We start from the raw sequence: 12,934 nt of genomic DNA on the forward strand, positions 1-12,934 counted from the left end.
CGGCCGAGGAGATGGGCATGTCGCCGACCGACCTCGATCACGCCGTCTGGCAGTGGCAGCGAGGCGGGGGTAGCTGCGAGCACGGCTGCGGCCTGTTGCGGCGCTCGGCTGGCCGCACACCCACGGCTGATGGTTAACTAACATTGTCGTGGTGGTAGCCATCACGCACGTGCTCACGGCCCTTGAGGCTGCGGGGATTGCTGCGGGAAAGGGGGGCGCCAGGGCCGCCGGCAGCGAGGCTGTGAAGGGCGCGTGGCGAAGAATATTTAAGGGGCACATGAAGGCCGCCGAGGACGTCATGGCGATAGCATTCGTCCGAGGTATCGAGGAATCGACTCCGGAATCTGGCGCCCACAGCGTCGACTGGTGGAGCCGCTCCGGTCGCCGGCTCATCGAACCGTTCGTCAATAAGGTTGTCGCTGACAGTGTCATGCGCGCCGTCGTTTCCTACCCGGTAGATGTCGATGCGACTCGTCAAACTTTTATCGACGCGTTGGAGCTGGCCGACCACGACTTCTACGACCTTGCAGACGAGTTGGGATTCGACGCATCCGACTTCTTAGCGGCTCTTCCCGAAATCACCTTCGACGAGCTCATGCTCGCCGCTGCTGAGCAAGACAGTCCCTTACTGCCGTTGGCGCAGTACGCAACGTTACGACAAATCGCTGCGAATCAGGGCCCCTCTAGCGCGCCAGTGGAACTCGAGCCACTAGCCAGCCTCGTCGAGGTCGTTGTCGGGCAGTGCCTTCCGACGGTCGAAGAACTAAATCCATATCAGCTAGGTTCTACCCCCTCGCCTTTCGGCAACGCGCGCACCTACGGCGAATCCGACCCCTACGTGCTTCGCACCCGCGACCACGAGCTTGCAGCAGCATTGGCAAGCTCGGAGCGTGGCACGATAGTTCTCCTGGTCGGCCCCTCGAAGGCCGGCAAGACACGCACCGCATTCGAAGCCATCCGCAAACGCTTCCCCGAAGCCCTACTTGTAGCTCCGCAACCAGGGGCGTTCGGCCGGCTCGCCGTGGATCCGCGGCTACACAACAACACTGACACGGTTGTCGTCTGGCTGGATGACATGGAGCGATATGTTTCACACACCGATCCGCTCACCCCTGCGCTGCTGTCACAGCTGACTTCCCGCAACGGTCATACCGTCGTTTTAGCCACTTTGCGGCAAGAGCAACGTGATCGGCTCCGGCAGGGCGGCGAAATGCTCCGAGACGCACGCGTGCTTCTCGAGCAGGCCATCACCATCGAACTCGCCCCACTCACCGACGAGGATGTCGACGAACGGACCGGCGCTGCCCTCGCCTACCCTGGGCAGAGTCTGGAATTCGGACTCGCCGCCCGCCTCGCCGGTGCCCCGGAACTACTCAAGCGGTACGACGATGCCCAACTCACGGATCCGCTGCGCCACACCATTATTCAGGTGGCGATCGACTGGGTGCGCGTCGGTCGAGCAGACCCCATCCCTGAGACCACCCTCGCTGCAATGGCATTGGATGCATTCGAGACAGAACGACCCGACCTCGACGCCACCGACCAACAGGTTGCCGAGGCCATCAAGGCGGCTCGCACAGCGCCAGAAGGATCAGGTCGCGTCGCAGCCTTGACCGCGCTTCGGCTGGGCGACCAGACCCGCGGTTACCGTCCTTTCGACTACCTCGTGGCCGCCGACGACGGGCAGGGGCATCCAGTGCGCGCAATTCCCGAATCGTTTTGGGATTCCGTGCTCGCTAGCGCGACACCACTAGATGCCTTCGCAATAGGGTTCGCGGCTTACCAGCGTGGGAAGATTCCAGTCGCCGCTAAGGCATCAAGACAAGCCGCCGACGCGGGGATCGCCACTGCCATGTTCAACCTGGGGGTGTTGCTCGCCGATCACCAAAACCCTGCCGACCTCCCAAGGGCCCGCCGCTGGTACGAAAAGGCAGCCCAAGCTGGCGATACCAACGCCATGGTCAACCTTGGGGTATTGCTCGCCACTCGCTGGGACCCCCCTGATCTGCCGGCCGCTGCCCGCCTGTACGAGAGGGCGGCAGCTGCGGGAGATACCGACGCAATGGTCAACCTCGGGGTTCTATTTCGCGACCTATTGCAGCCGCCGAACCCAGCACGCGCCAGTCGGTGGTACCTGCTGGCTGCGAGTCAAGGTGATACCAACGCGATGAACAACCTTGGAGTCCTGTTCGCCGAACGGAACGACGGCGTCACAGCACGCAGTTGGTATGAGAAAGCTGCCGCCGCCGGCCACGCAGGTGCAATGATTAACCTGGCTTTACTTGCCGAACGGGAGGAGCCGCCGGACCTCGAGACCGCAAGGGGCTGGTTCGAGATGGCGGCCGACGCGGGCAACATCGACGCGATGGTGAGCTTGGGCCTGCTCGCCGAGAAGGTCATTCCGCCCGACCTCCTAAGTGCACAAGCCTGGTACATGAAGGCCGCCGACGCCGGCGCCGTCGACGCCATGTTCAACATGGGCCTGCTGGCGCAGCAGGCGAATCCGCTGCAACTAGAAACCGCCATTGCCTGGTTCGAGAAGGCTGCCGCGAAAGGGCTAACGGACGCAATGGTGAACCTTGGACTGCTCGCCGCCCAGGCCGACCCACCCGATCTGCGCGCCGCACGCCGCTGGTACGAGAAGGCGGCGGATTTGGGAAACACCAACGCTATGAACAATCTTGGGGCGCTCTTCGCCGACCTACAGCTTCAGCCGGACTTGCCCTCGGCACGCAAGTGGTACGAGAAGGCATCTCAGCTAGGAAACACTACCGCCATGGTCAACCTGGCGATGATCCTCGCCAGCCGGTGGAGCCCGCCGGAGCCAGACGCTGCTAAGAGCTGGCTCGGACAGGCGGCAGCCGCGGGATACAACATCCGGGATTTGCTCTAACGCAGAACTACCGACCGATGCGAAGCGGTGTCTGGGCTAGCGGGAATGGCATACTTGCCGTGTGGCCTAACAGCGGTAGTAGCAGAGCGGAGAACGTGCCAACAGATGAAAAGTGTGGTCTTCTTCAACAATAAGGGTGGCGTGGGAAAGACCACGCTGGCATGCAATGTCGCGTCACACCTTTCCCGTACGCGTGATCTCCGTGTTCTTATCGTTGATTGCGACCCACAGTGCAACACGACGCAACTCGTGTTGGATAACCAACTATGGGTCCAAATGTACTGGGAAGGACAAACCTCTGCTCAAGCAACGCTTAATGACATAGTTCGCCGAATTGAGCTGGGCGATGCTGACATACAACTCGGGATCGAGCCAGTCAGGTCGTCGAGCAATCGCTTTCGCATAGATCTGATGCCGGGGCATCCGAGGATGTCCATAGTCGAGGATTTGCTCAGCAAGTCTTGGAGCGAGGCTGCTGGTGGCGACATCGGAGGCATCCGACGTTCGAATTGGGTTACCTTTCTCATTGAGGAATACAAAGGGCGCTACGACTTAATCTTTTTTGACGTCGGCCCCAGTCTAGGTTCTCTAAATCGTACCGTCTTGATCGGAGCAGACTACTTCGTAACTCCAATGGGTGCCGACATCTTTTCGATTGTAGGAATACGCAATATAGCGGAGTGGCTGCGCAATTGGTTACGGGATTATCGCACAGGGATAAATCTCTGCGAAGAAAAGCACCCCGGAGCGCTAGACAAATTTAACATACCAAGTAAAGAAGTCGCTGCAGCCAAGTTTATTGGATATACAGTTCAGCAATACATCACGAAATCGAAGAAAGGCGTACGGAGGCCGACAGCTGCTTTTGAGAAAATTCTTTCCGGAATTCCCACTGAAGTTACGCACAGCTTAGGTCAGTTCATGCCTGAAGGGCTTGAACCCTCGCAGGTTAGACTGGGTGACGTTCCGAACATGTATAGTTTGATTCCCCTAGCCCAATCGGTTAACGCTCCGATCGCAGACTTGCAGAGTTCAGATGGCCTCGCAGGAGGTCAGTACGGTCAACAGGAAAACTACATGCGAACTATCGGGGTAGTAAGTGATGCTCTTGCCCGAAATGTGCGTGTTTAGATGCCCATCAGCTGGCCTCAGTCACTTCTTAACGAAGTCGCTGAGCGAAGGTGCGTTATTGTCCTGGGTGCAGGTGCGTCAGCTTCTTCGATAAATGCGGCCGGCGTGCGTCCTCCTGGGTGGGACGAGTTCCTGAGAAGCGGAATCGACAGGATGAACAGTGGCGATGATCAACGTGCCGCAATAGAACAACTCGACCTTCGTGCATATCTCGATGCCGCGCAGATAATGGTAGATGGTCTGGACTCGGCGGACTTTGGTCTATTCGTGCGAGGGGCGTTGGAAGATCCAGGATTTCAACCATCTGAACTCCACCAACTCGTGCTGAGGATTGACCCAAAAATTCTTATTACAACTAACTATGACCGCATCTATGAGTCCTTAGCGACACAAGGTGCTGCTGCGGCAGGCTATAACGTATGCCGCTACTATGAACCACATCTTGTTAATGATCTTCGCTCGACAAGACGCCTGATCGTAAAGGCGCATGGTTGCGTTTCCGACCCACAAAAAATAGTGTTGACGCGACAGCAGTATTTTGCGGCACGAAGGGATTTTCCTCAGTTCTTTGCCGCCCTTGATGCTATATTCCTAACTAACACGCTTCTTTTCATAGGGTCAGGCTTCAACGGAGATCCCGACATCGATCTTCTTTTGCAGAACGTAAATATATCCGCACCAAGTCAGCACTCTCACTTCGCAATCGTAGAGGCAGGTCGTCATCCATCGGTGCGTCGAGCAATCGAAGAAACACATAACATCAAATTCCTCGAATACCCGGCAGGGCAGCATGATGACGTTCTCGATGCGCTTAGAAAACTGGCTGATGATGTGGAATCGTATCGCGCCGTACCCTAAGTCGAGAGCACTCGTCTAACCGGTGTCCTCGAAGGCCTCGAATCGATTCCCGGATCCAACTCACTCAGAGTTTATTGCACAACAGCGATCGCGGTTGGGCACATGCAACCCTGGGCAATCAAGCCGATACGTCTGCATCACCCCTGGGCCCGTGAAGGCGGCGATCCGCTACGAAGCGCCAGACGCCGTCCAAGGACTTAGACGCAACGTTCACACAAACCGATGCCACCGCACCGAGAAAGACGCCCGCGATGCATATGAAAAAGGCTTCGCGATCGGCGCCGCCGCGCCTGTTAAACATCAGCACCGGTTGATCAGTGTAGCCAATATTCGCTATCTCACCGGGATTTCTCGCCCACTGAGTAGCTGACGCATAATAAAAACTATTGTCATCAACTTGTGGCTGAGGATATGCTTCCGCAAGCTGAAATTCGGTGATAGATTCGGAAGTTCGAGAAAGTTTGCATTGAGCATCGATCGCATATTGAAAATCCGTTTTATCCTTAATAGAGGTCCAGGCAATCCGCGGGCCAAGGAAGGTCTTCCGTTCGGCGGAGGAATTCGAATCGCCATCAGCGTATCGCCATATCGCTGAGCCGGGAATGGTGCAGCTCTCCGCCAAAATCTGACGCTTATTGTCGGCGGTGGTTCGGTCTTCGTACGCGCCGCCGTCGGGTGAGTCGTTAATAAGCGTAAGCTTCCCGGTCATTGACGGATAGCTGGCCTTATATAACTGTTGGACAGCGTTGGTTTTTGTTGGATTTTCGACGGAGCGGGATTCGCTGTTCTGCGGAGTTGCAAATTGCAAAAGGCCTCGTTGAGTAGATAGAAGGAGTTCGCCGAATGCTTGAGTAGGCAGGGGTACCTCGCTGGTCCCACATTTGATCCCTTCCTTGCCGGTATTTGAGAACGTAATGAGATACTCAACTAAGTTAACGGCTCCTCGACGCGGTTCAAATTTATCGACCGTCAAGGAGAAGACGAGCTTCAACCCGCCATCCGATTGAACAGTCGACCGCGTATGGAGCGTCTGCTGACCATACCCACCTGATGTCGAAATCAGGATAGTTGGGCGGGTTTGGTCGACCGCATTGGGCATCGCTTGGTATCGGCGCCATTGCGGCGAGAGTAGAAACAACCACACTAATAGAAAGGCGCACAGCGCAACGAATAGCTTCGCGACAGTTCCAAGCACGTCGGATCGCGGGTCGTCGTGCATAGCGGAACGCTCGTCGTCGGGCAAGGGGTACTCCTCCGGGAACGGACACTCGCGTAATTGAGAAGGACGTTAGCGACCCCACTACGAACAAGACAGACTTCCGCTGAAATCCGCCAAACGGTATAGGTCCCGAGTCGTCGCGGCGCTGCCCGATTACCCACCCCGCTGATGCCACGGCGCTAGCCAAAGGCCACTGATCCGCTCGGAATGCCGCCATGACGCACAGTCGCAAGCGGGCCTGTCTGGGCGCACGTCATCGCCCGGCCGATAGCGTCGTTGCCCCTCTGAGGTGGGACTCTGTTGCCCGGATGCTCGGGCAGGAAGAATCACCAACGACATGGCATCGGAACGAGCGCCGGCGGCACACCCCGGATCAGATCATCCGCAAGCTCGCCGAGGGCAACAAGCTGCTCGCCTCGGGCCAGGAGCTGGCCGCGGTGTGCCGGCATCTGGAAATTGCGGAATCGACGTGGCATCGCTGGCTGGCGCAGTACGGCGGGATGAAGGCCAACGACGCCAAGCGGCTCAAGGAGCTCGAGGCCGAGAACGCCCGCCTCAAGGAGCTGGTCGCCAATCAGGCCCTCGACATCGACATGCTCAAGGAGATCGGGTCGAGAAACTTCTGACCCCCAACCGCTGACGCCGCGCAGCGACCATGCTGCGTGAGCGGTTCGGGGTGTCTGAACGCCGGGCCTGCACCGTGGTGGGCATCCACCGATCCACGATGCGACTGACCCCGTCGCCGATGAGCACCGAGGAAGCCGAACTACGTTCCTGGCTGCGCCGGTTCTCCACCGACCGGCCGCGGTGGGGGTGGCGCCGCGCTGCCAAGATGGCCCGCCGCGCGGGCTTGCAGGTCAACAACAAGCGCATCCGCCGACTGTGGCGCGAGGAGGGTCTGCGGGTACCCCAGCGGCGCTGCAAGAAGCGGTTGACCGGCATCGGGGTCGCCGTAGGCGCGATGTCACCGATCCGCCCGAACGTGGTCTGGGCGATGGACTTTCAGTTCGACACCACCGCCGAGGGCCGCACCCTGAAGTTGTTGAACGTGATCGATGAGTTCACCCGCGAAGCCCTGGCCATCGAGGTCAACCGCAGCATCGATGCCCACGGCGTCGTCGACGTGCTGGATCGCCTCGCGCTCGTCCACGGTGCGCCGCACTACGTGCGCTTCGACAACGGACCGGAGTTCGTGGCTCACGCTGTGGCTGATTGGTGTCGATTCAACCGTGCCGGTTCACTTTTCATCGATCCCGGCTCACCGTGGCAGAACGCCTTCATCGAATCGTTCAACGGCCGCCTGCGCGATGAACTGCTCAACTCGTGGCGCTTCGACTCCCTGCTGCAAGCCCGGGTGATCATCGAAGACTGGCGCCGCGACTACAACGCCAACCGGCCCCACACGGCCCACGGCGAACTCACCCCAGCCGAGTTTGCTCTACAGTGGGCCACGATCCACCAACCGAAAGTCGCATAGCGACTGGACCACCAATCGGGCCCCCCTCACAGTCGACGAACTGCTGGATGGTAATGGTGTCGACGCGCTGACACAGGGCGGTCAGGCTCACCGCCAGCTTCTCCAACATAAAACCGGGGTGCTCGCCGGTCGGGCAGAACCGCGAGTTCCCCGTCGCGCAGGCAGTTCGGATTCGTTCGTCGACATCAGAGCCGAGGGTCGGCAGATGCGCGTAGGACGTCACCGTGATGACGTCCTTGCCGGATTTCAGCAGCGCCACAATGTCGTCGGTGTTGGAATCGAAACCGTACGCCTTGCTTGACGAATGCAGCACCACGTCGGCATCGAGCGCCAGAATCGCCGCCTTGTCATCGGTCGCCACGATTCCGGTGTCGGCCCTGCCCACCAACGCTCCGGCGTCAACACTGACTTTGTCGGGTGAGTAGACGAAAACCCCGACGAGCTCGTACTCGGGCTTATCGATGACCTCGGCGAGCTGAATGCGCCCGACCGGACCGGTAGCCCATTGGATTACCCGAGTCGTTTCCAATCTTGTTGGGTGGCAAAGACATTCTTGGGGATGGTCAGCGGCAGGTCGACCGAGCTGAGTAGCCCGGGCGGCGCTGCGACGACGTAGGGTACGGCGTTGGCGACGCGCATCGCGGTGGCCACCATCGCGCCGGCTCCGGACGTCATTGAGCCGATCCCGGCCCGACCCGGGTCACGCAGGGTCGCCGCCAGGGTGCAGTCGATGTCGGGGTCACCGGTGATCATGACGCGGTAGGACAGGTCACCGATACCGCGCGGCCAGTCCGGAGCGACGCTGTGCGCCAGGCGCGTAACGTGTTCGACGATGATCGCCTCGTGGCCGTCGACCACGCCGATCGCCTTCATGCGAATGGCGCCGCACGTTCCCGCCTCGACCGTTCCCATGGCGACTTCCAAGGTTTCGTTGGTCACGGCCCGATCGAATTCTTCGCGCATCTCCTGGACTTCGACGCCGAAGGCGTCGCCGATCAACCGGACCTGGCCCGCCCACTCGCCGGCGATCGCGCCGGGAAAGGAGATCCAAGGCTGGTAGTCCAGGGGTTGGCCGAATCCCAAGCCGTTGATCATGATGTCGGGCACGCCGTAGTCGTCGTACAACCCGATCTCGTAGGAGTGGATCTTTTCGATGGAGGACGATTGCGTCGACAGCACCAGGGGCAGGTAGTCGGCGGCGAATCCGGGTTCGATGCCCGAGGCGTAGAGCGACGCCTGTCCTTGCTTGGCCGCGGCGACGAGTTGCTCGCGCCACTCGGCGGGTTCGTAGGCGTGCGGGTTGACCAGCCGCGTGGTGCTGGTGGTGACGACATTGAGACCGGATTCGAGCAGTTTCACGTAGTCCGGGATCGCCAGGGCATCGCGTTCGGGGCCGCTGGCCGCATAGATCACGCAGTCGGGCTTGAGCGCGATCAGGGCATCCGCGTCGTTGGTCGCCTTGATGCCGATCGGCTCACCGCCGGCCAACTCGCCGGCGTCCTTACCCACCTTGTCCGCGGAATGCACCCAGACGCCGACTAATTCGAGGTCGGGGCGCCTCGAGACGGTGCGGATAGCGATCGAGCCGATCCCTCCGGTCGCCCACACCACTACGCGATATTTGCCTGCGGCCACGATTCCTCCTTCAATTATGTTTGAATTATGTTGCGGCTCTTAGATTTTTGACGGGAAGCCGGCCCCAGCCGCGGACACTGGACGTGCGGGCCCTGCTGGCGTGCTCGTAGTCGACTTCCCAGTCGGTCCAGCGCTTCAGTACTTCCTCGAGCGCAACCCGCGCCTCCAATCGCGCCAGCGCCGAGCCGAGGCAGAAGTGCAAGCCCTGGCCGAAGCTCAAATGTCCTCCCGTGCGGTGGATGTCGTAACGATCGGGGTCCTCGTAGTGCGTCTCGTCGCGGTTGGCCGACGCGTTGAGCAAAAGCATGTAGGACCCTTCGGCCACCGTCTTTCCGTAATGCTCGACGTCCCGGGCAACGTATCGCGCTTGCACCGGTGATGGCGGCTCGAAGCGCAGGGTCTCTTCAACGGCGTTGGGGATTAGCGAGAAGTCGTTGACGAGTTTGCGTCTTTGGTCGGGGTGGTTGCCGAGCAGCTCCCCGAGGAAGCCGATCAGCCGGGCGGTGGTCTCGTTGCCTGCCCCGGCGATCATCGCGGTGTAGGCCAGCACTTCGCTGCGCTCGAGCGGACGCACGGTGCCGTCTTGCTCTTCCACCTGGGCATTGAGCAGTTCGGTCATCAGGTCGTCGGAAGGGTGCGTCGCCCGCCACTCGATGTAGTCGGCGAACAAGGCGACCGAGTCCTCGAATTTCTCCGGATCGAACGCGGCGCCTTCGGAGTCGATGCTGATGTTCTTGTCGTTGCGGTCGCGGATGGCCTGCTGCCCCTCCTCGGGGATCCCCAGCAGGAAGCCGATGGTCCGCATCGGCATCACCGCGCCAAGATCGGCGACGAAGTCGAACCCGTCCGCCTCACGCAGCGGATCTAATGCGCGACAACACAAGTCGCGCACGAGGTCTTCAACCGCCAGCATCCGGCGGGGAGTGAAGACGCGCGACAACAGGCGCCGGTGCAGATCGTGCAGCGGCGGGTCCTCGAACAGCAGGATCCCGGGCGGGATTTCGACGCCGGCGAACAAGATGTCGGCGGTGGTGCCGTGCCCGGACCGATAGGTTTCCCAGTCGTGCAGCGCCGGTGAGACGTCGTCGTAGCGACTCAGCGCATAAAAGTTGTGTTTCTCGTTGTAATAGAGCGGTGCTTCGGCGCGCATCCGTTTCCAGATGGGATAGGGGTCGTCGTCGATCTTGTGGTCGAACGGGTCGTAATACAGCTCGGCTGTGGTCTCGGCCAAGGGTTGTCTTCCTATTTGGGTTGGTTGGGTGTGCCGGGATACAGCTGCTCGGTGGGTCCCGCGGTCACCCAGCCGCCCAGCTTCGTGATCAGATGTGGCGCGAAGACCGCGCCGTAAACCAGGTGCCCGACGACGATGACGGCGACGACGGACAGGATCGACGACTGAACGCGGCTGTTCGATTTCTTGTCGGCCCACATCTCGATGACGTTGCGGCCCTCGTCGTCGGTGCGTCCGAGAAGGTACGTGAAGACCATCATCTCGATGCCCATGGCGAGCGAGTCGTACAGCGGGTACTGGTGTTTGGTGCCCTCGAATATCGCCAGGCCCGGGATCACGTGGCCGTAATAAAAGTTGCCGAAGTGGGCGCCGGTGACCGCGTTGAAGAAGAACGCCCAGCAGAAGCCCACAGTGAGCCCGACGACCAGCAGGGTGAGGGGCCGCCGCCAGTGGAATTTCGCGCTCAGCCATCGGCCCAGGGCAGCCCCGGTGATGGCGGGCAGCACAAAGTAGGACACGTAGCCGATCGGGACCGACGACGGCAACCCGCCCCACGTGACGTTGAGCGGCCACCAGGACGGCATCCGGGGCAGAGCGGGCGGAAACTGCGCATACATCGCCCAGTCGTAGGGTGACTCGATCCACGAGAACGAGAGCGCCGAAATGCACAGGAGCAGCAGCGGATGAATCCGCTTGCGGCGATAACTCAGATAGATCCCGATCAGCACGAAGGCGGTTCCGCTCACGATGGCGAAGTACAGTGCGCCCGCCATCAGCGGCGTCATCGACGGCTCTCCGGGTCAAAGCGCAGCACCAGCCCGAACACCAGCGCGATCAGGCCGAACAACGTGCCTAGCATGATCACAGCACCCACGCCCGTACCCTTCGGAGAGCGAACTCGACCCCTAAGATAGTGCCAACTATCTTAAAAGCAGTCAACCACCCACCGCGGATCAAGGAGCGAAGTGTCACCTCCCGCCAGAAAGCAGGCCGAGGCGCCCGCCGCGGGGTCGCGCCGGCCACGTGGCGAACCCCGCAAGCTTCTGCTCGCCGCTGCCCGCGACCTTTTCGCCCGCCAGGACTACCGCAGCACGACAACGCGCGAAATCGCCCAAGCCGCAGGGGTTACCGAACATCTGCTGTTCCGCAATTTCGGTTCGAAGGCGGGGCTGTTCCGCGAAGCCCTCGTCTTGCCCTTCACCGGATTCGTCGACGACTTCGGCAGGACCTGGGAATCGGTCGTTCACGAGGAGACCGACGAGAAGGAGTTCGCGCGGCGCTTCGTCGGACAGCTCTACGACGTGTTCGTCGAGCACCACGGCCTGCTGCTGACGCTGATGGCCGCCGAGACGCTCAGCGAGGAAGACATGGCCGAAACCGGCATCGCCGACATCAGGCGCGCCCTGAACGTGCTCAGCCAGATCGGCGCCGAGGGCATGCGGATCCGTGGCCTGCGTTCCAGCGAGCCAGATCTGCCCGCGCACTCCACCGTGGCGATGATCGCAGGCATGGCGGCATTGCGGTCCACGTACTTCCGCACCGAACCGCCGACCAGAGAAGCCATCGTGGAGGAACTGGTGCAGGCGATCCTGCACGGTCTCCTGCATCGGCAAGACTGACGGGCTCTCGTGGGTTTCTAGGCGTGGTGGCCGGCGCCGCTGGACCAGTACGCGCACACACCGCCGCCCACGCGCTGCACACCGTCGCGACCACCTACGGCGACCGGCGCCCGCAGCATGCACCAGGTGAATGCCAGTAGGTGATCGCGGCGGGCGACGACGATGGTCGGGCTCGCCGTAGACTTCGGCGGGTGGCGACACGGCGCGGACGACCGACACAAGCCGAGGCGGCGAAGCTTGACCTCGCGGTGCGTGAGGCGGCCGTGGCGACGTTCGCCGAACTGGGTTACGGCGGAGCCAGTATGGAGGCCATCGCGCGGGCGGCCGGCATCACTAAGCGCTCGTTGTACGCGGGTTATCCGGACAAGCGCGCGGTGTTCGCTGATGTGGTTCCGTGGGCGCTGGCGCGCTACACCGATGATTCGGTAGTCGAAGACGGCGATGAGGAGGACGTCGAAGCTGCGTTAATCGCGCTGGGGCGGGCAGCGCTGGAGCGTGCGACACAAAGGACGCGGCCTCGTTGACAGCAATTCGTTTGAGCCGAACGTTTTGAGGATTGCCGGCCTGCCCACATCATCGACTCCGCCGACATATTGAACTCGGGGAACTCGATCGAGGCTTGCAGGCCCGCTTCACCCATTTCCACCTGACCGGGTTCGCGACGCAAAGCCAGTGGCTGGGGTGAAGAACTCGGGCCTGGGTAGGGAAATGGGCCGCGAGGGCCTCACCCGTACCTGGAGCCGAAAACCATCACCGTGCCGAAATAGCATACGCATGAAGACTCCGAACTGCTTACCGGTGGATTGGTGCGCTGGGGCGCCGACGGGCAGCTGCAGTACCTCGGCCGCGCCGACGAGCAGGTCAAGATCCG

At 61.0% G+C, this 12,934-nt stretch carries 10 protein-coding genes and 1 pseudogene; 6 read left to right on the plus strand and 5 right to left on the minus strand.

Translation table 11 applies throughout. The features are described 5' to 3' along the window. Positions 1–151: 151 nt before the first annotated feature. From A5700_RS23165 to A5700_RS25705, 3 genes are all read left to right on the plus strand, one after another. Positions 152–2,893 (plus strand): tetratricopeptide repeat protein, encoded by a 2,742-nt coding sequence (locus A5700_RS23165; RefSeq protein ID WP_156671401.1) that lies wholly within the window; start codon positions 152–154, stop codon positions 2,891–2,893. A 105-nt stretch (positions 2,894–2,998) separates the two neighbouring features. Next, the gene (locus tag A5700_RS25700) at positions 2,999–4,024 is read left to right on the plus strand and encodes a ParA family protein (protein WP_197502730.1); all 1,026 of its coding nucleotides are present in this window, start codon (positions 2,999–3,001) and stop codon (positions 4,022–4,024) included. A gap of 153 nt (positions 4,025–4,177) precedes the next feature. Continuing rightward, on the plus strand, positions 4,178–4,882 hold the full coding sequence (locus tag A5700_RS25705) for an SIR2 family protein (RefSeq protein WP_197502731.1): 705 nt from the start codon (positions 4,178–4,180) through the stop codon (positions 4,880–4,882). A 118-nt stretch (positions 4,883–5,000) separates the two neighbouring features. Here A5700_RS25705 and A5700_RS26375 read toward each other — a convergent pair whose 3' ends face one another. Then, positions 5,001–6,125, minus strand: a complete 1,125-nt coding sequence (locus A5700_RS26375) for a hypothetical protein (RefSeq protein WP_156671402.1) — start codon at positions 6,123–6,125, stop codon at positions 5,001–5,003. A gap of 284 nt (positions 6,126–6,409) precedes the next feature. On the opposite strand from A5700_RS26375, the pseudogene A5700_RS25710 reads away from it, so the two are divergent. Continuing rightward, positions 6,410–7,578, plus strand: a pseudogene (locus A5700_RS25710) (IS3 family transposase). Here A5700_RS25710 and A5700_RS26380 read toward each other — a convergent pair. Genes A5700_RS26380 through A5700_RS23195 form a run of 4 tightly spaced genes read right to left on the minus strand, consistent with a single transcriptional unit; the run spans position 7,520 to position 11,229 of the window. Next, complete coding sequence (locus A5700_RS26380; protein WP_156671403.1) at positions 7,520–8,107, minus strand: hypothetical protein; 588 nt, start codon at positions 8,105–8,107, stop codon at positions 7,520–7,522. The pseudogene A5700_RS25710 and the gene A5700_RS26380 overlap by 59 nt on opposite strands. Continuing rightward, the gene (locus A5700_RS23185; protein WP_068066279.1) at positions 8,089–9,213 is read right to left on the minus strand and encodes a dihydrodipicolinate reductase; all 1,125 of its coding nucleotides are present in this window, start codon (positions 9,211–9,213) and stop codon (positions 8,089–8,091) included. The genes A5700_RS26380 and A5700_RS23185 overlap by 19 nt, the downstream gene beginning before the upstream one ends. Positions 9,214–9,238: 25 nt before the next feature. Further along, on the minus strand, positions 9,239–10,444 hold the full coding sequence (locus A5700_RS23190; protein WP_068066282.1) for a cytochrome P450: 1,206 nt from the start codon (positions 10,442–10,444) through the stop codon (positions 9,239–9,241). A gap of 11 nt (positions 10,445–10,455) precedes the next feature. Beyond that, a complete protein-coding gene (locus A5700_RS23195; RefSeq protein WP_068066286.1) occupies positions 10,456–11,229 on the minus strand; it encodes a spirocyclase AveC family protein in 774 nt (257 codons plus the stop codon). A 180-nt stretch (positions 11,230–11,409) separates the two neighbouring features. Between A5700_RS23195 and A5700_RS23200 the strand changes: the two genes are divergently transcribed. Continuing rightward, on the plus strand, positions 11,410–12,063 hold the full coding sequence (locus A5700_RS23200; protein ID WP_068066289.1) for a TetR/AcrR family transcriptional regulator: 654 nt from the start codon (positions 11,410–11,412) through the stop codon (positions 12,061–12,063). Positions 12,064–12,254: 191 nt separating this feature from the next. Continuing rightward, positions 12,255–12,587, plus strand: a complete 333-nt coding sequence (locus A5700_RS23205; protein ID WP_231973699.1) for a TetR/AcrR family transcriptional regulator — start codon at positions 12,255–12,257, stop codon at positions 12,585–12,587. Positions 12,588–12,934: the final 347 nt, after the last annotated feature.

It is taken from the genome of Mycobacterium sp. E1214 (genome assembly GCF_001666755.1).
Lineage (GTDB): Bacteria > Actinomycetota > Actinomycetes > Mycobacteriales > Mycobacteriaceae > Mycobacterium.